The sequence below is a fragment of the Thermodesulfovibrio thiophilus DSM 17215 genome, from assembly GCF_000423865.1.
Taxonomy (GTDB): domain Bacteria; phylum Nitrospirota; class Thermodesulfovibrionia; order Thermodesulfovibrionales; family Thermodesulfovibrionaceae; genus Thermodesulfovibrio; species Thermodesulfovibrio thiophilus.
The window spans coordinates 90,870-111,368 of record NZ_AUIU01000011.1; the positions used below are offsets into that span (position 1 = coordinate 90,870).

Here is a 20,499-nt window from a genome sequence, read left to right on the forward strand (position 1 = left end):
TTTATTTAAAAAACTCCTTTATTGACTCAATAATATAATCAATTTCATCATCCCTTAGTTCAGGGAAAACAGGAATGGAAAGAATTTCCTGTGCAAGACGTTCAGCTCTTGGCAGATTATATGTACCAAAGTTGTTATCTTTCCATGGAGTTTGTAGATGTAATGGAATTGGATAATGAACACCTGTATCAATTCCGTGAGACTTTAAATGTGCTGCCAATGAGTCACGCTGTGATGTTCTAATTACAAATTGATGATAGACACTTCGGCAATTAATCTCATCTTTCTGAGGTAATGTAATATCTTTAATATCTGCCAAAGCTTCACAATATCGCCGGGCTATTTCTTTTCGTCTTGCATTTTTTTCATCAAGATATTTAAGCTTTATTCTCAGTACAGCAGCCTGAAGTTCATCCAGTCGGCTATTAAATCCATAGAAAACATGATTGTTCTTTTTCACCTGACCGTGAACGCGTAAGTAATTCAAACGAAATGCTGTATTCTCATCATTTGTAACAACAACCCCTGCATCACCATAAGCATTAAGGTTTTTTACTATTCCACAGCTAAAGCATCCAACATGTCCGAAGCTTCCTACTTTACGGCCTTTATATTCAGCCCCATGCGCGTGGGAACAGTCTTCGATAAGCTTTAGTCCATGTTTATTACAGATATCCAGAATTGGGGTTACATTTATTGGATGTCCATACATGTGAACAATAAGTATCGCTTTAGTTTTTTCTGAAATTGTTTTCTCAATCTGGTCAGGATCAGGACCAAAACCTTCTTTTTCAGTATCAACCAGTACTGGTTTTGCTCCCGCTATTTTAATGGCCTCTACAGCAGCCATAAAACAGTTAGGATGCAATATAACTTCATCACCACTACCAATATTGCTGGCAATCACTCCTAACATTAGAGAGGCAGTTCCTGATGAAACTCCATATGCATAACGAACTCCCAGGTAATTAGAAAAACTTTCTTCAAATTTTTTCAAGTTATTACCATTAAGAAGTTTCATACTTTTTAAAATGTTATCCCACTCTTCTTTAATTTCTTTTTCTAAAGGTTCAAACCCACGGTGTAAATCCAGCAATGGAATCTTTTTCTCCACAGTATTTGTTGATACTGAATTCATTAAAACCTCCCTAGTTACTTAATTAGTATTCTGAATAATGATTTATTATAAACATATCTTTAATGCTATAATTCCTCTGGCATTTTAATTGGAATACCACCTTTTTGATTTGAAAGCTCTCCTGCATTCATGAGCCTTACAACTTTTAAAGATTTTGCTCCGCTACTTAATGGTTCTTTGTTTTCTATTATACAACTAAGGAAATGCTGACATGCAATTTCAAGTGGCGTGAGAGTTCCAAAATCAGTGATTTCCTCTTCTAACTGTGCATTAATTGGAATAAAATTCGGTGATGGAACTCCGTTTACTTTCTTTTCAGGTGGTGAACCAATATTGAATTTATAAACACTTACTTTGCGCGCTTTAAATCTGCCTTCATAGTGTATGGCTCCATTACTGCCTATAACAGTAACGCTTGCGGTGCTTATAGGATAAAACCAGCTTAAGTTGATACATGCGGAAATTCCATCGACAAACTCCAGAGAAGACCATGCCACATCTGCAATATCTTTTTGAAGGTAACAGAAGTTTTTCGAGGTTATCTCTTTAACTGTATTGGGAATAAGATACTTGAGAATGGAAATGTCATGAGGAGCAGAATTCCACCATACATTTGAGTCACAACGAACCCTGCCCATACCAAGCCTTTGAAAAAGAAGATGATAAATGTTGCCTATTCTTCCTGAATCAATAATATCCTTAACCATCCTCAATGCCGGATCATAAAGAAAAGTTTCATCGACAAAAAGAACCAACTTATTATTTTTAGCGATTTGAACCAATTCCTCTCCTTCCTCAATATGCATTGCCAGAGGCTTTTCTACCCATGTGTGCTTTTTAGCCAGTAAAGTCTCCCTGGCTACAGGATAATGAAGACTGGGAGGAGTTGCAATCGCCACACAATCAATCTGAGTATCTTTTATAATTCTCTGAAAATCTGAAGTGACTTCAACAAAAGGAAACTGAGAGGCAATTTCTGATAACACATCCTGATTTAAATCGCATACTATTTTTACCTCTCCCATAGCGGAGTTGGAGAAGTTTTTGATTAAATTCTTACCCCAGTATCCTCCACCAAATACAGCAATTTTCAATTTATTCATATATTCCTCCTGATTAATTATTGACTGCGATTAAGAGTCTTTATATTTTTCTTAACAACAACCCGACAACTTTTTCCTAAAAAATCGGGTTTTTCAACTAAAAAATGAGAGATTGTTATGACAATGTTAATTGTTTTATATAAATTACTATTTTGTTTTTTATCTTGTATAAAGCAAAATAGAATTTCATTCAAAAGATTTTTTTTAAAATATTTTTTTGAATAAAATTTCAAAAAATACCAGCTAATAAGACTTTTACATATTAATTGAATGTTTGTATTTTGAATATCTATGTAATTTCTTTTAATATTATTAAACCATTTATTCTGCATCTGTATTTTTCATATCAGCCCAAATTACATTCCACATAAACTACGGCCACAGAGTTTTATGCATCCTCGCCATAATTAGTTAATTCATTAAATATAGCATAAATTAATTATTGAATGTAAAATTTAATGGATATCAGTTATGTTCTAATGTGAAGAATTTTTAATAAATGTTGAAATCTCTGTTAAGATATAAGCTATGATTACAGGAAAAACAAAAATCATTGGTATATTTGGAGATCCTATAGAACATACGCTTTCTCCTTTGATTCATAATGAGGCTTTTAAATATCTTGGGCTTGATTACTGTTATGTTCCATTCCATGTAAAGAGAGAAAAATTGAAAGAAGCTGTTGAAGGAATCAGAGCTTTGGATATAAAAGGTGTAAATATAACAGTTCCTCATAAAGAAGAAGTCATTAAGTATCTTGATATAGTTTCTGATGAGGCTAAAGAAATTGGAGCGGTCAATACAATTGTAAACATGGAAGGAGTTTTAAAAGGATACAATACTGATGTTAGAGGTTTTATTTCATCGCTTAAGGAAGAGGGATTTTTCATTAAAGGCAAAAATGTTTTAATCATTGGAGGAGGAGGTGCTGCCAGAGCAGTGGTTTATGGAATTTTAATAGAAGGTGGAAGGGTTTATATTTTTAATAGAACCTCTACTAAAGCTCAAGCAATAAAAGAAAAGTTCAGCAATCTTGGTTTTATTGAAATTATTGAAAACATTAACAAATTTGTTGCTGAAAAGATCAATATTATAGTAAATGCAACATCACTTGGATTAAAAAAAGATGACCCACCACCCTTAAATCCTAATTTATTAACATCAGAGCATACTTATTGTGATCTTGTTTATCCTGAAACTACATTGATGAAAAAGGCAAAAAAAATTGGATGTAAGGTAATTGGAGGATATGGGATGCTTGTGTGGCAGGCTGCATTTGCCTTTGAAATATGGACAGGGATGCAGGCGCCGATTGAGATTATGAAAAAAACTTTAAAAATTAGGTAGATTGACAAAACAGTGGAGGAAGATTTATTTTAAAGAAGTTATCCACAAAATTTCCCGGAGGTAAAAATGGCTGAAGGTATTCTAGAGCTTACTAGCTCTAAATGGGAAACTGAAGTTTTAAATGCTAAAGGTTTAGTAATGGTAGATTTCTGGGCTCCATGGTGTGGTCCGTGTAGAATAATTGCTCCTACAATAGAAGAGCTTGCCAAGGAGTATGAAGGGAAAATCAAAGTAGGGAAGCTTAATACAGATGAAAATCCTGATATTGCAACGCGCTATGGCATTATGGGAATTCCAACAATAATGTTTTTTAAAGATGGCCAGAGAGTTGATCAGATTGTTGGTGTTGTTCCGAAATCTATTTTAAAAAGCAAACTGGATACCCTTCTTAGCAGTTAATTTGTGAAAAAGGTTTTAATTTTAATTTTTTTTACTTTTTTTTTAATTCCTCAGATAGGGCAGAGTACAATCAAAAAAGAGGACTCTGCTCCTGACTTTTCCCTTATTACAATAGATGATAAAATCGTAAATCTTTATCAATTTAATGGTAAAGTTATAATTATCGAATTTTTATCAACAAAATGTTTTGCCTGTGACTATATAATTCCTGATATCAACCGGCTTTATGAGAAATTTAACGGTGAAGCTGTTCAAATAATTGGAGTTTTGTTCAACAATGAAATAGAAAATCCTGAAAAGTTAAGAGAATTTAAAAAACACAGAGGAATTAAATATCCTGTTTTTATAAGTGATAGCAAAACAAAGAAACTCTACAATATTTTTGGTTTTCCAAACTTTTTTATTCTGAATGATAAAAAAAAGATTGTTCAGATATACAGAGGTATAACGAATGATATGTTTGGATTGCTCAATAAAGAAACTGAAAAGCTTTTGAGGAGGTAAACAATGTTTGAAGCATTGACAGATAAATTTGAAATAATATTTAAAAAGCTTAAAGGAAAAGGAATTCTTAAAGAAGACGATGTAGATGTTGCTTTAAAAGAAATAAGGATTGCCTTACTTGAAGCAGATGTCAATTTTAAGGTTGTTAAATCATTTATTGAAAGAGTAAGACAGAAGGCGATAGGAAAAGAAATTCTTGAAAGTCTCTCACCAGCACAACAGGTAATAAAGATTGTTTACGATGAACTTTGTGAACTTCTTGGAGGAAGTAGTTCAAAAATTCAGCTAAATGCTAACCCTCCAACTGTAATTATGATGGTAGGACTTCATGGTTCTGGCAAAACTACCACTTCAGCAAAATTAGCGAGGATTTTTAAAAAGCAGGGACGCCGCCCAATGCTTGTTGCAGCAGATCTTCAGAGACCAGCAGCCATTGACCAGCTTGTAACTCTTGGTAAACAGATAGATATTCCTGTTTTTCATTCATATGAGATTAAGGATCCGAGAGAACTGTGCAGGGAAGCTTTAAAGAAATCAGTAATTGACAGAATGGATCCAGTGATTGTTGATACTGCTGGAAGAATGCATGTGGACGAGGATCTCATGAAGGAGCTTCAGGATGTGAGAGAAATTCTTCAACCTAAAGAAGTTCTTTTTGTAGCTGATGCGATGACAGGACAGGATGCTGTTAATATTGCAAAGAGTTTCAATGAAAAAATTGGCATAGATGGTGTCATTCTTACGAAAATGGATGGTGATGCTCGTGGTGGCGCAGCATTATCAATAAAAGAGGTAACTGGCAAACCAATAAAGTTTATTGGAACCGGTGAAAAGATTGATGCTCTTGAAGAGTTTTATCCTGATAGAATGGCAAAGAGAATTCTTGGAATGGGAGATGTTTTAACTCTTATTGAGCAGGCGCAACAGGCCTATGATCAGAAAGAGGCTGAGAAACTAAAAACAAAGATTGAAAAAAATGAGTTTAGTTTTGATGACCTGAAAGAACAGATAAGAAAAATGAGAAAGATGGGTCCTCTTGAAAACATTCTTTCCATGATTCCAGGCGCTAATAAAATGCTTAAAAACATTAAGATAGATGAAAAGGAGTTCATAAGAGTGGAGGCAATAATTAACTCAATGACTCTTGAAGAAAGAACAAATCCTAAAATTTTGAATGCAAGCAGAAGAATACGCATTGCTAAAGGAAGTGGAACAACTGTTACAGAAGTAAACAGGCTTATTAAACAGTTTAATGAGATGAGAAAGCTTATGAAGCAGATGAAACATGGGAAAGGATTGAAGCTTCCGAAAATATTTCCTTTTTAAGTCTTTTATAATTTTTCAAGTATAGATATTTTGTTAGGTTCAAGCACAAAAATTTTATCAGTTGCCTTGTTAATAAAATCTTTGTCATGCGAAACCAGGAGATAAGTTTGTGCATTATTTCTTAAATAATTCAGGAGTCTCTCTGTTGTTTCTTCATCAAGTCCTGAAGAAGGTTCATCCAGCAAATAACATATCGGGTTCATTGCCATTACAGTTGCAAAAGCAACAAGCTTTTTTTCTCCTCCAGAAAGCTTATATGTAATTCTGTCTTCAAATCCTTTCAGTCCGAGCAATTCGCAGGTTTCATTTACAATCTTAAATGCCTCTTCCCTTGTTTTGCCAAGATTTAGAGGGCCGAATGCTATATCTTCCTTTACTGTGGGGCAGAATAATTGGCTGTCTGAATCCTGAAAGAGAAGACCTATTTTCTGTCTTATTTCGATAAAATCCTTTTCCGTATGTCTTGGTTTACCGAATATTTCAACTGTTCCTGAAGTTGGTTTTAAAAGTCCCATTATAATATATAGAAGTGTGGTTTTACCTGAACCATTTGGACCGATAAGACCTATTCTGTCACCTTCATAAACTTCAAGATTAAGATTTTTGAGAACTTCTATGCTGTCATAGTGAAATGAAATATTTCTGAGTTTTATAATTGGCTTTTTCACTTTATAGTCCAGAATAAAATAAAAGATGACAATGAAATAATACCGAATATTATATCATTTTTTCTTGTGTGAAAATGCTCAAACAAAGGGAAAAACCCGTGAAAACCTCTACAGAGCATTGCTCTATAAATTTCTTCTGCTCTTTCATAGCTTTTAATAAGCATTCCGCCAATCATATATGCATATGTTTTATAGGTATGAATATCTGTTCTTGGAGTAAATCCTCGAACCATAACAGCTTGTCTTATTTTCAGATATTCCTCATGAATTACAGTAATGTACCTATAAAAAAGAAAAAATATTGTTACAAGCTTTTGGGGAACTTTCAAATGAAGCATAGCATGGGCAAGAGAAAAAACCGAAGATGTTGAAAGAAGTGTTATTGTTGCTATAATGATGGCATTGCACTTAACTGTGATTAATAAGGCATATCTTAATCCTTCGTGGCTTATTTTAAACATACCTACTGTTGTATAAGGATTGCTATGATAGCTAAGAGGAATAAAAATCCATATAAAGAGAATGAAAAAATTTGCAACAAAAATTCTTGAAAGAAAAGGCTTTATTTTTAAATCAGCAATAAAAAGCAAAAATACAGAATAAATGAGATAGTACAATGGTATTTTAAGGTCTGTTGCAGTAGCACATAAAATGCTGAACAAAGAAAAAATTATAATCTTTACTCTTGGATCAGCTTTATGTAAAAAAGAACTACCCTCTGCAAACTCTTCAAGATGCATTTTTCTTCCCTTTAAGCATCATTATTAATCCCCATACTCCAAAGATATATCCGATTCCTCCGATTATGTCTCTGTAGTTAATGGTATCAAGTTGTTTTCTAATATTTCTAACTTCATTTTGCAATCCCTGTAACTTTGAATCCATTGCTTCATTAATAATCTGTCTTAGTTCATCTTTATTTATTAAACTCTCCGGTAGTTTTAATTCCTGTGCTTGCCTGGATTGTTGAGTACCTGTTTTTTTTATTTCATTTTTTGCTGTTACCTGTTCTAATGCTGCAAGAGTGTATTCTGCTCTGTGTCCTTCTCCTGCTGGAATAACTATTTTTAGTTCATCTTTATTTGAAGTTTTAAAACTAAAATTCCCTTTTTCATCAGTTACAGTTTCAACAATTTTTCTGCCTTCTTTATCATATACTTCAACTTTACTGTTTTTACATGGTGCGCCATCAACAAAGTAGCACTCACCGATAACTTTATCTCCTTCTCTATAAACATAAGCACTTACTTTATGAGCTTCTGTTGATACTGAATAAAATAAGACAATTAAACTCTGAAAAATAAAGACAAATAAAATAATAAAAAGAGTTTTTTTCATCCCAGCGCCTCCGGCTTAACTTTTTTAAGATAAACTACAACAAATCCAGTGATTATTCCCTCAATTAAGGCAATTGGAAGATGCACTGCAAGAAATGTTCCTGCAATTCCAATAAAGCTTTTTTCTGTTTCAAGAAGGGCAATACTTATTAATACTGCACTGAGAATTATCGCAGATGCTCCAGCAAGTACTCCACCAATAAATGCGGTATTTCTGCCTTTCTTAATAAATTTTTTAAAAGCAAAATATACTACAACTCCTGGCATTGCCATGGCAAATGTATTCACCCCAAGTGTTGTTAATCCTCCAAATTGAAAAACAAGCGCTTGAAGTATCAAACCAACAAATATGGAAGGAAAAGCTGCCCAGCCAAGAAGCACTCCAACAAGTCCATTTAAAACTAAATGAGCAGAACTCGGACCAATAGGAATGTGAATCAATGATGCAACAAAAAAAGCACTTGAAAGCACCGCAACTTTTGGTATATCAGCATTTCTTATTCTACGAAGTCCAAGAGCAAGTCCTGCAATAGATAAAATCGCTCCTGTAAACAATACTGACGTAGAAAGAACTCCTTCAGATATATGCATTATTTCATCTCCCTTGCTTTAATCCAGATAATTCCTCCGATTTCAACAGGATATTCTTTACCATCTTTTCTAATTTTATATGAAGCTTCTTGAAGTGCTGCAAATCCCCACCATCCTGCACGTGGAATGGCATAGGTGAAAACTCCATTAGCATCTGTTTTTATAATCTGTGTTATATATGGCTCTTTAGGTACTTTAACTTTCCCACCCTCATTAAAGTATTCGACCTCAACATCTGCAAAAGCAAGAGGCTTTCCATTTAGTTTGACAACTCCCTGAAATACATTTCCAGCCCAGATTCCATAAGGCCTTGTAAGAGGAACAATTTCTACTGGAAGACCTACTTCTTTATCCCATCCTTCCTCTTTTCCTAATGCCTGAACTACAACTTTTGGATAGTGAGCTATGAATTTATCCTCAGCTGGTTCCCAGTATGGTTGAGGCTCAAGATAAAATATGTAATCTCCAGGACGTTTTATTGTAAATTGAGTCTCCCATGTATTTTTACTTTTTACTTTTTTATTAATAAGGGTATTCAAAAGGTCAGTTTTTTCTTCATTGAACATTACCCCAAAGATTTTTGGTTTTTCCATATTTAACCATTGCTGTTCAAAGGGATGCATAAAGTAGATTTTAAGTGTTATCTTTTTGGAATCTTTTTGCTCAACTATGTCCTCAGATGGCATAATCACACCAAAATGAGCGAAAGCTGTACCTGTTATAAGTATTACTAAAATTAAACCAGTCAAAACATTTGAAAACATTTTCATAGCTTAACCTCCTTTTTTAGAAACTGACATTAAATCTCAGTCCGTATATATGACCTGCTTTTGTTTCTTCTTGAGGATATTTATCCTGAATGTACTGATAATCAAGAGTTATGTCAGAGTTTAATACGTTATAACTGAAGAGTTTAAACTTCACATAGGACTCAAACACATTGGTTCTTTTTAACTGTGCTTTTGAGGGACTTTTTAAATAAGCATAACCAATCCCTACTTCATCATCCTTTCTCCCCCATACAGAACCATTCAGATTCAATCCAAATGAAACCATTTTGTTGTAGTCAATCTGGGCAGAGTCATCCTGCCAGCCTGCACGAAAGAACGCTCCAAGAACATCTTTTATTAGTTGTTGGTCAAATGATGATCCGATTCCTTTTAAACTACCTTTGTTTAGCCTTTCATCTTCGCTTTTCTGCCATTTATCAAATTTTTTGTTTGTTGTAAATCCATAAATACGGTAATTACCTTCACCAATTTCTGTGTCAAGCTTATATCCTAACTGTAAAGCAAAGTAGTTGTAATCTCTATCATAGTCGTTCTTTGAGTTCATACCAACTGCTCTTATATGAAAATCTCCTGTTTCAAACTCAGCAGCCACTCCTGCATCATAGCTTGGAAGGTTTGCAAGAGGATTGTGAACAAATGTTTCATTCATGAATTGACTAACTTCATCAGCTGCATAGGCATTGTCATCAATGAATGCTGTTGAGTCTATTATTCCAGCAGTGAGTTTCAGAGATATATCCTCTTTTATGTTGAATTTATGGGCATACCAGAGTTCCTGCAGATGGTCTCTGCTGTGTCCGTTAATGTTGTGCAAGTCAACAAAGAGGTCATCTGCATTGGGATTTAGTGTGAAGGGATAAAGTGAGCTTTCAGAGTGAAATCCACTGCCCTTTGCAAAAGTTGCCCTTATGAAAAATTCGTCATTGTCAGTAGGTCTAAATGATACGTTGAAATCAATGACAGTTGAACCACGGTCTTTGTTAGGAACATCTCCCTGAGACTTATCAAGCCATTGGTAAACTGTTGTCTCTGTCCCTGAAATCGATAACTTCTCTGTAATGTCTGCTGCAAATCCTGATATGGGTAAAAATAAAATTAAGTAAACAATAAGATATTTGTTCATGCATAGCCTCCTTTTTAAAAATAAAAAAAGCCACGAAAGCTTTGGCTCTTCTGAACCTACTCAGCCTTCGTGGCTTGGAAGAAATTCTAACAGACAGAATACTTTTATGTCAACTTAAGAAAAAAGTGAATTGTAATCAAATACAGCCTGCAAACTCACTTAAAGCATCACCTAATGCAAGTTTAATATGTGATCTATCATTTTTTTGTAAGGTGTTTCAAATAATATTAGATACGTGAAAATCCAGTATAACTATCTGTCCCGTGATTTTAATGTCTTTGAAGGAGAATGGTGCGCTCACGGAAAAAGGCAGAAAAGAATAGTGAAAAAATTATATTTTCATAAGCAATTATCGTAAAATAAGTAAGATTTATTTTATAAAAAAGGAATAAGGAGGTCGTGATGCCTTATTTTGTTGTGCATGAGCATCATGCAAAACATCTTCATTTTGATTTAAGACTTGAAAAGGACGGAGTTCTTAAATCATGGGCAATTCCGAAAGGACCTTCAATGAATCCAAAGGACAAAAGGCTTGCAATAATGGTTGAAGACCATGACCTTGAATATGGCAATTTCGAAGGAGTAATCCCGGAAGGTCATTATGGAGCTGGCACAGTTTACATCTGGGATAAAGGACAGTATCGCACTGTAAAAGGCTCCCTTGAAGAGGGACAGTGGGAGATTTTCATGGAAGGTGAGATTCTCAAAGGAAATTTTGTTTTTTTAAAAATCAAAGGCAGACCGGAACAGTGGTTTTTCATAAAAAAGAAGGATAATTTTGCTGACTACGGCTTTAAACTGAAACTTAAAGGAGGGAATTCAGGTTCTTCAACTCTCCCACAGTAACTTCATATTTTTTGTTACAAAAGTAGCATTCAACTTTAATTATTTCCTCTTCTTCAATCATTTTTTGAATTTCGTCCCTTCCGAGTGTAACGATGGCATTTAGAACTCTTTCCTTTGTGCACGGACAGAAATATGTTACTTCTTTACGGTCAAGCACTTCAACTGGTAAACCAACAGCTTCTTCGAGAATTTGAAGGGGATTCATGCCTTGAAGAATCATTGATGAAACTGCTTTGACATGAGAAAGCTTTCTTTCCAGAAACTCAATTATCTCTATATTTGTCTCAGGCATTGTCTGAATCATAAATCCACCAGCAGCCTTAACGGAATTGTCAGGATCAACAAAAACTCCAAGAGATACAGCAGAGGGAATCTGTTCGGAAACATTCAAATAATAGGCAAGGTCGGTAGCAATCTCTCCTGTTTGCAGACTTACACTGCTTTGATAGTACTCTCTCAAACCAAGATCTCTGATAATGTTTAAAAAACCTTTTCCAACAGCTCTTCCAACATCGATTTTCTCTCCTTTAAGACCCATATAGATGTGAGGTCGTTTAACATAACCACGCACTCTATATTTCCAGTCTGCTTCAGCGAATATTTCTTTCAAAGGACCATCTCCTTTTACCTGCATCATTATTTTCTGATTGTCCTTCAATGTGGAGGCAAGAAGAATGGAACCTGCCATGACTCTTCCCAGAGCTGCAGTTGCAGTTGGCCATGTATCATGAATCCTGCGGGCATAATCAACTGTTTGAGTACAAATAGTGGCAACTGCCAGGACATGCTCATCTTTTATAAGAGCTTTTATAACCTCATCCATTAAGTAATACCTCGACAGTGTCATCCCTTTTAAGGTTTAAAAGCTGAGCAGCGTTATTTTTATAAATAAATATCTCAACAAAACCATTGCTATTTACCAATGCTGCTAGCCTATTCTCAGAGTGAGCATAACAACTTACAACCGGTAAAATTAATTGCTTAACTTTTACTTCTTTAATCTTCTCTGCTTTTACTTTAATATTCGTTATTGCATTGCCAAACTTATCAATGTAAACAATTTTCCCGATAATCCTGCTTTTATCAAGGCTGGTAGTTAACGTATCAAGAACAACAGGATCAATGACCTTATTTCCAAAGTCATGTACAGGGACTCCTTTAGAAAGCCATGCAGATGCAGGAGCAAAAACATCTCTTCCCTGAAAAGTTGGACTTTCCTTTTTCAAAATATACCTTTCATTTTCAAGACAAAAGGCCTTGAATGTTCTATCTTTTATTATATAACTCAGTAACCCATTGTCAGGTGCGATAAAATAGTGTCCATCTGCAGAAACTATCAATGCCCTTCTTTTTGAGCCAACTCCTGGATCAACAATAACCATATGAATACTGCCTTCTGGAAAGTATTGAAAGCTTTCAAGTAAAACAAATGCTGCTTCCTCGATATCATGAGAAGCAATGTTATGAGTGATGTCAACAATTCGGACATCAGGATTTATTGATAAAATCACTCCCTTCATCTGTCCCACAAATGGATCTTTATATCCAAAGTCAGTGATGAGTGTTATTATTTTAGTCTCTGAAGCTTCCAATGAGATCATTTATATCTTTAATGTTTTCTTCAAACAAAAACTTTTTAATTCCTTCAACTACCTGCAATGTAGCATGTGGATTGATAAAATTTGCGGTTCCTATAGCTATAGCCCTAGCTCCTGCAATCAAAAACTGCAAAGCATCATCAGCTGTTACTATGCCTCCCATTCCTATTACAGGAATTTTCACAGCTCTTGAAACTTCAAAAACCATTCTAACCGCAACAGGCCTTATAGCGGGTCCTGAAAGTCCTCCTGTAGTAGTTCCAATAATACTTTTACGGCTTTTTATATCAATAACCATTGCTGGAATTGTATTAATTAATGAAACTGCATCTGCTCCCTCATCTTCGCAGATTTTTGCCATAACTGTTATATCAGTTACCTGAGGTGAAAGCTTTACTATCAAAGGTTTCAATGTAGCAGCCCTTACTTCTTTAACTGCCTTTCTTAAAAGTTCTGCTTCAAGCCCCATTTTCCTCCATTCGCTACTTTTGTTTGGGCAGGAAACATTCATCTCAAGAGCATGAATTCCATCAGTAGCATCAAGCTTTGAAGCCATTTCCACATACTCATCGAGGTTTTCACCGAAAAAGTTAACTATAATTTTTGTATCGAACTTTCTCAAAAATGGCAATTTTTCGACAACAAAAGCATCAATCCCTATGTTCTGAAGCCCTATGGAATTAATCATACCGCAGGGTGTTTCATATATACGTGGCGGAGGGTTTCCCTGTTTTGGGTTAAGAGAGAGTCCTTTTACTGTTATGGCGCCAGCTAAATTGAGATCAATAAACTGAGAATATTCAAGTCCATAACCAAAAGTCCCTGAAGCGGTAATAACAGGATTTTTGAGCTTCAGGCTACTGATTTGAACCTCAAGAGAATGTGTCACAGCATAAGCTCCTTGAGTTCAAAAATAGGTCCATCCGTGCATACTCTTTTTAATCCCTCCCTGGTCTCAATAGCACAACCAAGACAGGCACCAATTCCGCAGGCCATTCTCTCTTCAACTGCAACATAACACGGGATAGAACTTCCCTGAACAATTCTTTTAAGCTCTTTCAACATAACCATGGGTCCGCAAGCATAAACTGGAAGGTTCAGCATCAATCCTTTTTCTTTAAATAAATCAGTTACAACGCCTTTGTAGCCAGTTGTGCCGGATTCTGTTGATATATAAACTTCTTTTGCAAATGTTTTAACTTCATTGTAAAAAAGTATTTCTTGTTCTGACCTTCCACCACAGAAAAAGTAAGCTCTGTTTCTAAACTTTTTCATTAAATAATAAACCGATGCAAGTCCAATGCCTCCTGCTATGACCACAAAATCTTTTTCAGGATAAGGATACCATCTTCCAAGCGGACCAGTTAGCAATACATTCTGATCTTTGTCCATTTTGCTTAAAATTTCTGTTCCCTTACCCTTTACTCTGTATAAAAAATTGATTATATTGCCCTCGTAATCAAAAATACTGAAAGGTCGACCAAGAAGAGGATCCAGCCTTTCATTCATTCTTAAAATACAGAACTGTCCAGGCTTTGACTCTATTGGCTCAGGAATCTCAAGAGAAATTAGAAAAATATCATCTGTTAGGGATTCATTATCTACTATTTTTGCCTGAGTAACTTTATTCAAAGCTAATTGAAATGATTTCGTAGTTAAAAGTTCTTGCAGGAGCTTTTATAGTAACCTGATCTCCAACCTCTTTTCCAACCAGTGCTTTACCAACAGGAGATGTTATTGAAATTTTTCCATTTTTTACATCCGCTTCATCAGGTCCAACAAGATGAAACTCCTTTTCTTCATCTGTTTCAAGGTCTATAATTCTTACCTTTGCACCAAAAGCAACTCTGTTTTGATTAATTTTGGATGGATCAATGACATCAAGACGTGCAAGCTTTGCCTGAAGTTCCTGTATTCTTCCTTCAATAAATGATTGTTTCTCTCTTGCCGCATGATATTCAGCATTTTCAGATAGATCTCCATGAGCCCTTGCTTCTGCAATTGCTTTTATAATTGCTGGACGCTCTATTTTAATAAGTCTGTCAAGTTCTTCTTGAAGCTTTTCATAACCCGCAGGAGTTATGGGAATTCTATCCATCAGCTTCGCCTCCTCTGTAAATTACGTTATTCTTTAATTTAGCAAAATTAAACAGAATCAGTAAAGTTTGCTAAAGCAGTCATAACAAATTTTAAAACTCATAATATCAGACCAATATAAATGAGATTAGGGTTTGAGCTTATTCTAAGAACAGCATTTATCGGATATTTTTTTTATTGCTGGAAAATTTTTCCTTTGCCCAGGAGTCCAGTTTTTGGAGATATTTTTTACCTATAGTGCAACTATAGATGATTAATAATATTATTACAAGTGTAAATAAGTCGATTTTTTTAAATTTTATAAAATTGACAATTCCCAATAAAAGTTGTGGAATAACACCTGTAAGTGTAAAAAGTATTAATGCAATTTTAAACCAGAATGCAGACTGAATTTTATATCTCGTATAAAGCATAAAAAATGTCATTGCCCATGCGAGAAACTCAAGTATAAATAATATAAGCCATTTGTTTTCAATGATTAAAGCTTGCATTTGTATTTTCTAGAAGATAGTTATGAAATTTTGATATATTTTTGTATTTTACAATAAAAATATTTTTATTGTGTATAAATCGTTTCCTGCACTTTTAAATTATGTATGTATTTTTTGTGAAATAATGTCACAATTGACAAAAAAGGTATTCTTTTTTTATGATGTAATCCCAGATGAACCCTAAAGCAGTAATAACTGCCATGGAAATTATCACTCCTTTGGGCATTGGTCTTGATAAATGCTGGAAGAGATTAATCAATGGAGAATCAGGGATTAATAAAATAACCCTGTTCAATCCAGAATTTCACAAATGTAAAATTGCTGGCGAGTGCAGAGATTTTAGTTCTGAGGATTTTCTGGATAAAAAAACAATCTCAAGATATGACAGAATGTTTCATCTTTTTATTTCAGTTGCTCTTCTTACTGCTCATAACTTCAGATTTAAGCCAGAACATGTGAAAGAGCCATTTAGATTTTCAATAATTGGAGCAAGTGCTATTGGCTCACCAGCTAGTTTTGAATCTAACTTAAGTGCGATTCAGTCAGGTGGTCCTAGAAAGGTTTCTCCTTTTTATATAATAAATATTGCTTCAAACCCGGTTGCTGGAATGGTTGCAAAAATTTTCAATGCAAGAGGTCCTCAATACTTTCTTCAGGAAGCTTGTTCAGCAGGCACAAAAGCAATTGGACTAGCTGCAAAACTTATTGAGCTGAATATGATTGATATTGCTATGGTTATTGGAGCAGATGCTGGAATCACACCAATGGTCATCGCAGGGCTTGAAAATCTTGGAGCAGTTGTCACAGGAATATATAACAATCAACCTGAGAAAGCGTCAAGACCTTTTGATAAACTTAGATGTGGCTTTGTTGCTTCAGAAGGAGCAGGATGCATAATCATTGAATCATATGAACATGCATTAAAAAGAGGTGCGGATATCTTTGCAGAGATTGCTGGATTTGGGGCAACCTGCGATGCCTATCATCCGGTTGCTCCCGAGCCAGAAGCTTTAAGTATTGTTGGATGCATAGAATCTGCCTTAAAAGATGCTCGGGTCTTGCCAGAAGATGTTGACTACATAAATGCTCATGGAACATCAACAGTTTTAAATGATTTAACAGAAACTAAGGCAATTAAAACAGTTTTTAAAGATGCTGCATATAAAATTCCGGTATCTTCAAACAAATCAATGATCGGACATATGTGGGGTGCTGCCGGAGTGGTTGAAACAATATTTTCGGTGAAAACTATTCTTGAAGGAGTTATTCCACCAACAATAAATCGTGAAAATCCTGATCCAGAATGCGATCTTGATTATGTGCCTGATCTAGCGCGAAAAAAACATGTTGATGTGGTTTTAAAAAATTCATTTGGCTTTGGGGGAATTAATGCATCTTTAATAATCAAATCCATAAGGAGATAAATCCATGAGTAATTATAATATCCAGAGATTTCAGGATATTTTTGGTAAGAATTTTACCTACATAAGGGGTTTTTTAAGGAATGTTGAAAAGTTTCCTGATAAACCCGCACTTATTGATACTTCCCATACAAGAACATGGAGCTATAAAGAACTAAATGAAGAGGCAAATCTTTTTGCGCATGCGTTATTAAAAGACAAAGTTCACAAATCCGATGTTGTCATGTATCAGTTGATGAATGTTCCTGAGTTTGCATTTATATATCTGGGATGTCAGAAAATTGGTGTTATTAACAGCCCCATTAACTTTAGACTGTCTGCTGGAGAGATTGCCTATACAATAGATGACTCTAAACCTGCTGTCTTCCTTTTTGATATATCTCTTGAGGAAAATGTAAGATATGCATTGAAACTCAGTAGACATAAACCAGGAAGAATTATCTCAGTTGGTCAGGGACAGTGCGATTTTGCGATTTCCTACGATTCTTATATTAAAGGCCAATCGGTGGATGAACCAATGAATCCTCCTCAAGATGCTTTTGCAGAAGTGACGCGTTTATATACTTCTGGAACTACTGGACGACCAAAGGGAATTCCGTTAAACAATATCAACGAAGTTTTAACTGCTCTTAATATAATCATCAATCTCGGGCTTAATAAAAATGATATTTTAATGAATCTTTCTCCATTGTTTCACCGGGGAGGGCTACATTTTGGAGGTCCGAATCCAGGACTTTATATTGGTGCAACCATTGCATTAATCAGAAGGTTTTATCCAAAGCCTGCTCTGGAGGCAATAGAAAAATACAGAATTACATTCATCATTGGCGTTCCAACCATGTATAAAGTAATGATTGAAGATCAAAAAAAATATCATTACAATTTAAGTTCCTTACGTGGAGTTGTAAGTATGGGGTCTCCACTTGATCGTTCTTTATGTATTGAAATGCAGCAGATTTTTACGCCAAATATTTTCAATGGATACGGTACATCTGAAACATTCCAGAATACGCTTTTAATCCCTGAGGATCTTCCTCAAATGGCTGGAACTGCTGGCAGAGCAGTCTTTTCTGATGATGTAAGGGTTGTTAAAGTTTATGAAGATAAACTTGCCGAACCAGATGAACTGGTAGAGAAAAACAATCAAGAAGTTGGCGAGGTAATTATAAGGACGCTTACATGTGCATATGACTACTATAACAGGCCTGAGGAAACAGAGAAAAAATTTAACAAAGACTGGTTTTATTCAGGTGACCTTGCCACATGGAATGAACAGGGATATATAACAATTGTTTCAAGAAAAGATGATATGATTATTGAAGCAGGAGAGAACATCTATCCAATTCAGATTGAAGAGGTTGTTCAGGACCATCCAAAGGTTAGGTATTGTGCTGTTGTTGCAGTTCCTGATGAAGAAAGAGGGCAGGTTCCTGTGGCTTATGTAGTTAGAAAAGATGATTCTCTTGGTGTTGAGGAACTTAAAAAATTTATTTCAAAACATCCAATGCTTCCTGCTTATAAAAGACCTAGATACTGGAGATTTGTAGATTCTCTTCCCATAACAGCTACAGGCAAAACACAGCACTATAAGCTTCGTGAGCAGGCAATTGATGATTTAAAAAAGGGCTTACTTTTACGCTAATCTTTTCTGATTTTCAAAATGTGCAGAATTGAAGCTTACTGAATTGAAATTCAGTATAAGAACATTAATACTGCTCATGTAGGTCAAGCAAATAGCTTGACTTTTTTAAACGTCTGTTTTTTAATAGATAGCGATTGACATGTTCGACTGGAATTGGGAAATAGAAGATAAGCTCGTAAGCGATTTAAATGAATGGAGAAAAAAGTTTTCTCTTATTCATGAATTTATTGTCAGTCCTGATGGAGAAAAAATATCAGCACCCGTTGAGCTTGAAGATAAAAAGGTTACTGTTTGCATAAATGGTAAAACATGGCAGGATACATTTGAAAGGGTTTGTTTTATGAGATTTCTTCCTGACAGTAGAATTGTCTGTCTTATCCTTAAAAATTATGAATGGACTCTTTCTGTTGAAGAAACAGTTCTTGAAGAAACCTTTGATTACGCATGGAATCTTCAATTCAGTGATGATGGACATACGATTGCTTTTAATATAAAAAAGGGTGATTTATATGGAGTCTGCGTAAACGGAAAAATATGGGAAAATCTATTTTTTGATGCAAGAGATTTATTCATATCTCCAGATGGTAACAGAACAGCCTGCTATGTAAGAACAAAGAATCCTCCACTTCTTGATATTTTCAGTTTTAAAGAAGGAGTATGGACAGCAGGTATTGATGGACAGGCGTGGGATAAAAACTTTCTTTCTGTTTTTGGATTAACTTTTAACCGGGCCAGCAATAAAGTTGCTGCTTCAGTAAGACTTGATCAGCAGGATTTTACTGTTTCAGTGGATGGCAATCTTTGGGATGAGATATTTTCTTATGTATGGGAACCTATATTTATCAATAAATCAGATGTTATGGTACCTGTTAAATTGTCAAAAGGATGGACAATGGCTTTAAATGGAAAACCAATCTGGAATAAATATTTTGTACAGCTCTGGAATCAAAGAATAAGTCCTGATGGAAAGAAGGTTGCAGCAGTGGCTGCTCCGGAATTTGGACGATGGAGTATAGTTGTTGATGGAATAATCTGGAGACAAACATTCTCTCAGGCAGTCCTGCCTCCGGTGTTTAGCCCTGACGGGGCAAAAGTTGCAGCATTGGTGAGAGAGAACAATAAATGGACTGTAGCTGTTGATGGTAAGCCATGGCAGGAATGGTTTGATAGAGTATGGATGCCTCAATTCAGTCCTCAGGGGAATCACATTGCAGTAAAAGCAGAAAAAGAAGGTAAATTTTTTATTGTCCTTGATGGTAGAGCAGGGAAAGAAATTTTTGATATGTTATGGGACCCTGTTTTTAGCCCTGATGGAGAGAAGATTTTAATAAGGGCAGTAAGCAATGGTAAATACATTAGAAAAGTTTGCACTGCTGGAGAAATTTTAGGATAATGGAACAGTTTTTAAAAGACCCTTCAATTTATACCCTTGCAAGAGGACCACTTGTGTGGCTTGCATTTATTGTGTTTTTTACTGGAATGCTTTACAAAATCACATCCATGTTAAAAATGGCAAAGAGTGAAAGAGTTATATATCCATATCTAAGTTTGAAGTATACTCTTCGTTCACTAATTCACTGGCTTACTCCATATGGAAGTATAAGCATGAGAAAACATCCGTGGTTTACATCCATAACTTTTATTTTTCATATATGTGCCATTGTCACACCCATATTTTTAGCAGGACATATTGAACTCTGGCATGAATCATGGGGAGTAAGCTGGTGCGAATTGCCTGTTTCAGTTGCGGATTCAATGACCATGGTGGTAATTAGCTGTATAATTATTCTTATAGTTCGTAGAATATTCCAGTCAGATGTTAGATTTTTAAGTTCTTCTGGAGATTACATTGCTCTTACAGTTGTTTTTATGACTTTTCTAACAGGATTTCTTGCCCATAATGAATTATTGCTTGAGTCTAGAGTTATGCTCACAATCCATTTTATCACAGGTGAAATTATGCTTATGTCCATTCCTTTTACAAGGCTGAGCCATATGTTTTTCTTCTGGCTTACAAGAGCTCATACAGGAAGTGAATTTGGTGCAGTAAGACATTCAAAGGACTATTGAGGTGAAA

The 20,499-nt window shown here is 35.1% G+C and carries 23 protein-coding genes; 9 read left to right on the top strand and 14 right to left on the bottom strand.

All coding sequences use genetic code 11. The features are described 5' to 3' along the window. Nucleotide 1: 1 nt before the first annotated feature. Together G581_RS0101530 and G581_RS0101535 are read right to left on the bottom strand one after the other, a co-directional pair. Nucleotides 2–1,138 (bottom strand): DegT/DnrJ/EryC1/StrS family aminotransferase, encoded by a 1,137-nt coding sequence (locus tag G581_RS0101530; RefSeq protein ID WP_051178674.1) that lies wholly within the window; start codon nt 1,136–1,138, stop codon nt 2–4. A gap of 65 nt (nt 1,139–1,203) precedes the next feature. Continuing rightward, the gene (locus G581_RS0101535) at nt 1,204–2,241 is read right to left on the bottom strand and encodes a Gfo/Idh/MocA family protein (RefSeq protein WP_028844300.1); all 1,038 of its coding nucleotides are present in this window, start codon (nt 2,239–2,241) and stop codon (nt 1,204–1,206) included. 528 nt (nt 2,242–2,769) lie between these two features. Here G581_RS0101535 and aroE point away from each other — a divergent pair. The 4 genes from aroE to ffh all read left to right on the top strand — a co-directional run bounded on the left by aroE (nt 2,770) and on the right by ffh (nt 5,817). Then, nucleotides 2,770–3,588: a shikimate dehydrogenase gene (gene aroE, locus G581_RS0101545; protein WP_028844302.1), complete on the top strand. Its 819-nt coding sequence runs from the start codon at nt 2,770–2,772 to the stop codon at nt 3,586–3,588. A gap of 66 nt (nt 3,589–3,654) precedes the next feature. Then, nucleotides 3,655–3,987: a thioredoxin gene (gene trxA, locus G581_RS0101550; protein ID WP_028844303.1), complete on the top strand. Its 333-nt coding sequence runs from the start codon at nt 3,655–3,657 to the stop codon at nt 3,985–3,987. 3 nt (nt 3,988–3,990) lie between these two features. Then, entirely contained in the window at nt 3,991–4,491 is a 501-nt protein-coding gene (locus G581_RS0101555) for a peroxiredoxin family protein (protein ID WP_028844304.1), read from the top strand. 3 nt (nt 4,492–4,494) lie between these two features. Then, the gene (gene ffh / locus G581_RS0101560) at nt 4,495–5,817 is read left to right on the top strand and encodes a signal recognition particle protein (protein WP_028844305.1); all 1,323 of its coding nucleotides are present in this window, start codon (nt 4,495–4,497) and stop codon (nt 5,815–5,817) included. A 5-nt stretch (nt 5,818–5,822) separates the two neighbouring features. Here the strand turns inward: ffh and G581_RS0101565 are convergent, their stop codons facing one another. The 6 genes from G581_RS0101565 to G581_RS0101590 are packed head-to-tail and all read right to left on the bottom strand — an operon-like array spanning nt 5,823 to nt 10,327. Continuing rightward, nucleotides 5,823–6,485 carry an energy-coupling factor ABC transporter ATP-binding protein gene (locus G581_RS0101565; protein ID WP_038064627.1) on the bottom strand — a complete coding sequence of 221 codons (663 nt, stop codon included), beginning with the start codon at nt 6,483–6,485 and terminating at the stop codon, nt 5,823–5,825. Then, nucleotides 6,482–7,225, bottom strand: a complete 744-nt coding sequence (gene cbiQ, locus G581_RS0101570) for a cobalt ECF transporter T component CbiQ (protein WP_028844307.1) — start codon at nt 7,223–7,225, stop codon at nt 6,482–6,484. The genes G581_RS0101565 and cbiQ overlap by 4 nt, the downstream gene beginning before the upstream one ends. Next, the gene (locus tag G581_RS0101575) at nt 7,215–7,823 is read right to left on the bottom strand and encodes a hypothetical protein (RefSeq protein ID WP_028844308.1); all 609 of its coding nucleotides are present in this window, start codon (nt 7,821–7,823) and stop codon (nt 7,215–7,217) included. The genes cbiQ and G581_RS0101575 overlap by 11 nt, the downstream gene beginning before the upstream one ends. Then, nucleotides 7,820–8,413, bottom strand: a complete 594-nt coding sequence (gene cbiM, locus G581_RS0101580; protein WP_028844309.1) for a cobalt transporter CbiM — start codon at nt 8,411–8,413, stop codon at nt 7,820–7,822. The genes G581_RS0101575 and cbiM overlap by 4 nt, the downstream gene beginning before the upstream one ends. Then, the gene (locus tag G581_RS0101585; RefSeq protein ID WP_028844310.1) at nt 8,413–9,183 is read right to left on the bottom strand and encodes a DUF4198 domain-containing protein; all 771 of its coding nucleotides are present in this window, start codon (nt 9,181–9,183) and stop codon (nt 8,413–8,415) included. The genes cbiM and G581_RS0101585 overlap by 1 nt, the downstream gene beginning before the upstream one ends. A 16-nt stretch (nt 9,184–9,199) precedes the next feature. Continuing rightward, nucleotides 9,200–10,327, bottom strand: a complete 1,128-nt coding sequence (locus tag G581_RS0101590) for a carbohydrate porin (RefSeq protein WP_028844311.1) — start codon at nt 10,325–10,327, stop codon at nt 9,200–9,202. A 402-nt stretch (nt 10,328–10,729) separates the two neighbouring features. On the opposite strand from G581_RS0101590, the gene G581_RS10240 reads away from it, so the two are divergent. Beyond that, entirely contained in the window at nt 10,730–11,173 is a 444-nt protein-coding gene (locus tag G581_RS10240; RefSeq protein ID WP_051178677.1) for a DNA polymerase ligase N-terminal domain-containing protein, read from the top strand. Here G581_RS10240 and hslO read toward each other — a convergent pair. The 6 genes from hslO to G581_RS0101625 form a co-directional block, all read right to left on the bottom strand. Beyond that, nucleotides 11,133–11,996, bottom strand: a complete 864-nt coding sequence (hslO, locus tag G581_RS0101600; RefSeq protein WP_028844312.1) for an Hsp33 family molecular chaperone HslO — start codon at nt 11,994–11,996, stop codon at nt 11,133–11,135. The genes G581_RS10240 and hslO overlap by 41 nt on opposite strands. After that, complete coding sequence (locus tag G581_RS0101605) at nt 11,989–12,765, bottom strand: SAM hydrolase/SAM-dependent halogenase family protein (protein ID WP_156875173.1); 777 nt, start codon at nt 12,763–12,765, stop codon at nt 11,989–11,991. Before G581_RS0101605 ends, hslO begins: the two co-directional genes overlap by 8 nt. Beyond that, nucleotides 12,746–13,660, bottom strand: coding sequence for a dihydroorotate dehydrogenase (locus tag G581_RS0101610; RefSeq protein WP_028844314.1), 915 nt, complete (start codon nt 13,658–13,660; stop codon nt 12,746–12,748). Before G581_RS0101610 ends, G581_RS0101605 begins: the two co-directional genes overlap by 20 nt. After that, on the bottom strand, nt 13,657–14,403 hold the full coding sequence (locus tag G581_RS0101615) for a dihydroorotate dehydrogenase electron transfer subunit (protein ID WP_028844315.1): 747 nt from the start codon (nt 14,401–14,403) through the stop codon (nt 13,657–13,659). The genes G581_RS0101610 and G581_RS0101615 overlap by 4 nt, the downstream gene beginning before the upstream one ends. Further along, entirely contained in the window at nt 14,396–14,869 is a 474-nt protein-coding gene (greA, locus tag G581_RS0101620; RefSeq protein WP_028844316.1) for a transcription elongation factor GreA, read from the bottom strand. Before greA ends, G581_RS0101615 begins: the two co-directional genes overlap by 8 nt. A gap of 157 nt (nt 14,870–15,026) precedes the next feature. Beyond that, on the bottom strand, nt 15,027–15,359 hold the full coding sequence (locus G581_RS0101625) for a hypothetical protein (protein ID WP_028844317.1): 333 nt from the start codon (nt 15,357–15,359) through the stop codon (nt 15,027–15,029). A 173-nt stretch (nt 15,360–15,532) separates the two neighbouring features. Here G581_RS0101625 and G581_RS0101630 point away from each other — a divergent pair, with 173 nt between their 5' ends. The 4 genes from G581_RS0101630 (at nt 15,533) to tmcC (ending at nt 20,492) form a co-directional block, all read left to right on the top strand. Next, nucleotides 15,533–16,783 carry a beta-ketoacyl-[acyl-carrier-protein] synthase family protein gene (locus G581_RS0101630; protein WP_028844318.1) on the top strand — a complete coding sequence of 417 codons (1,251 nt, stop codon included), beginning with the start codon at nt 15,533–15,535 and terminating at the stop codon, nt 16,781–16,783. Between the two features lie 4 nt (nt 16,784–16,787). After that, entirely contained in the window at nt 16,788–18,422 is a 1,635-nt protein-coding gene (locus G581_RS0101635) for a class I adenylate-forming enzyme family protein (RefSeq protein ID WP_028844319.1), read from the top strand. Between the two features lie 139 nt (nt 18,423–18,561). Beyond that, a complete protein-coding gene (gene tmcD / locus G581_RS0101640) occupies nt 18,562–19,815 on the top strand; it encodes an electron transfer complex subunit TmcD (protein WP_038064631.1) in 1,254 nt (417 codons plus the stop codon). Next, a complete protein-coding gene (gene tmcC, locus G581_RS0101645; protein WP_038064634.1) occupies nt 19,815–20,492 on the top strand; it encodes a TmcC family electron transfer complex membrane anchor subunit in 678 nt (225 codons plus the stop codon). Before tmcD ends, tmcC begins: the two co-directional genes overlap by 1 nt. Nucleotides 20,493–20,499: the final 7 nt, after the last annotated feature.

What these genes read in the sequence shown, in the direction of transcription:
- G581_RS0101630 (WP_028844318.1), top strand. Translation starts at nt 15,533, where the DNA reads ATGAACCCTAAAGCAGTAATAACTGCCATGGAAATTATCACTCCTTTG.
- G581_RS0101575 (WP_028844308.1), bottom strand. Translation starts at nt 7,823, where the DNA reads ATGAAAAAAACTCTTTTTATTATTTTATTTGTCTTTATTTTTCAGAGT.
- G581_RS0101585 (WP_028844310.1), bottom strand. Translation starts at nt 9,183, where the DNA reads ATGAAAATGTTTTCAAATGTTTTGACTGGTTTAATTTTAGTAATACTT.
- G581_RS0101635 (WP_028844319.1), top strand. Translation starts at nt 16,788, where the DNA reads ATGAGTAATTATAATATCCAGAGATTTCAGGATATTTTTGGTAAGAAT.
- trxA (WP_028844303.1), top strand. Translation starts at nt 3,655, where the DNA reads ATGGCTGAAGGTATTCTAGAGCTTACTAGCTCTAAATGGGAAACTGAA.
- G581_RS10240 (WP_051178677.1), top strand. Translation starts at nt 10,730, where the DNA reads ATGCCTTATTTTGTTGTGCATGAGCATCATGCAAAACATCTTCATTTT.
- tmcC (WP_038064634.1), top strand. Translation starts at nt 19,815, where the DNA reads ATGGAACAGTTTTTAAAAGACCCTTCAATTTATACCCTTGCAAGAGGA.
- G581_RS0101590 (WP_028844311.1), bottom strand. Translation starts at nt 10,327, where the DNA reads ATGAACAAATATCTTATTGTTTACTTAATTTTATTTTTACCCATATCA.
- greA (WP_028844316.1), bottom strand. Translation starts at nt 14,869, where the DNA reads ATGGATAGAATTCCCATAACTCCTGCGGGTTATGAAAAGCTTCAAGAA.
- aroE (WP_028844302.1), top strand. Translation starts at nt 2,770, where the DNA reads ATGATTACAGGAAAAACAAAAATCATTGGTATATTTGGAGATCCTATA.
- ffh (WP_028844305.1), top strand. Translation starts at nt 4,495, where the DNA reads ATGTTTGAAGCATTGACAGATAAATTTGAAATAATATTTAAAAAGCTT.
- cbiM (WP_028844309.1), bottom strand. Translation starts at nt 8,413, where the DNA reads ATGCATATATCTGAAGGAGTTCTTTCTACGTCAGTATTGTTTACAGGA.
- G581_RS0101535 (WP_028844300.1), bottom strand. Translation starts at nt 2,241, where the DNA reads ATGAATAAATTGAAAATTGCTGTATTTGGTGGAGGATACTGGGGTAAG.
- cbiQ (WP_028844307.1), bottom strand. Translation starts at nt 7,225, where the DNA reads ATGCATCTTGAAGAGTTTGCAGAGGGTAGTTCTTTTTTACATAAAGCT.
- G581_RS0101530 (WP_051178674.1), bottom strand. Translation starts at nt 1,138, where the DNA reads ATGAATTCAGTATCAACAAATACTGTGGAGAAAAAGATTCCATTGCTG.
- G581_RS0101625 (WP_028844317.1), bottom strand. Translation starts at nt 15,359, where the DNA reads ATGCAAGCTTTAATCATTGAAAACAAATGGCTTATATTATTTATACTT.
- hslO (WP_028844312.1), bottom strand. Translation starts at nt 11,996, where the DNA reads ATGGATGAGGTTATAAAAGCTCTTATAAAAGATGAGCATGTCCTGGCA.
- tmcD (WP_038064631.1), top strand. Translation starts at nt 18,562, where the DNA reads ATGTTCGACTGGAATTGGGAAATAGAAGATAAGCTCGTAAGCGATTTA.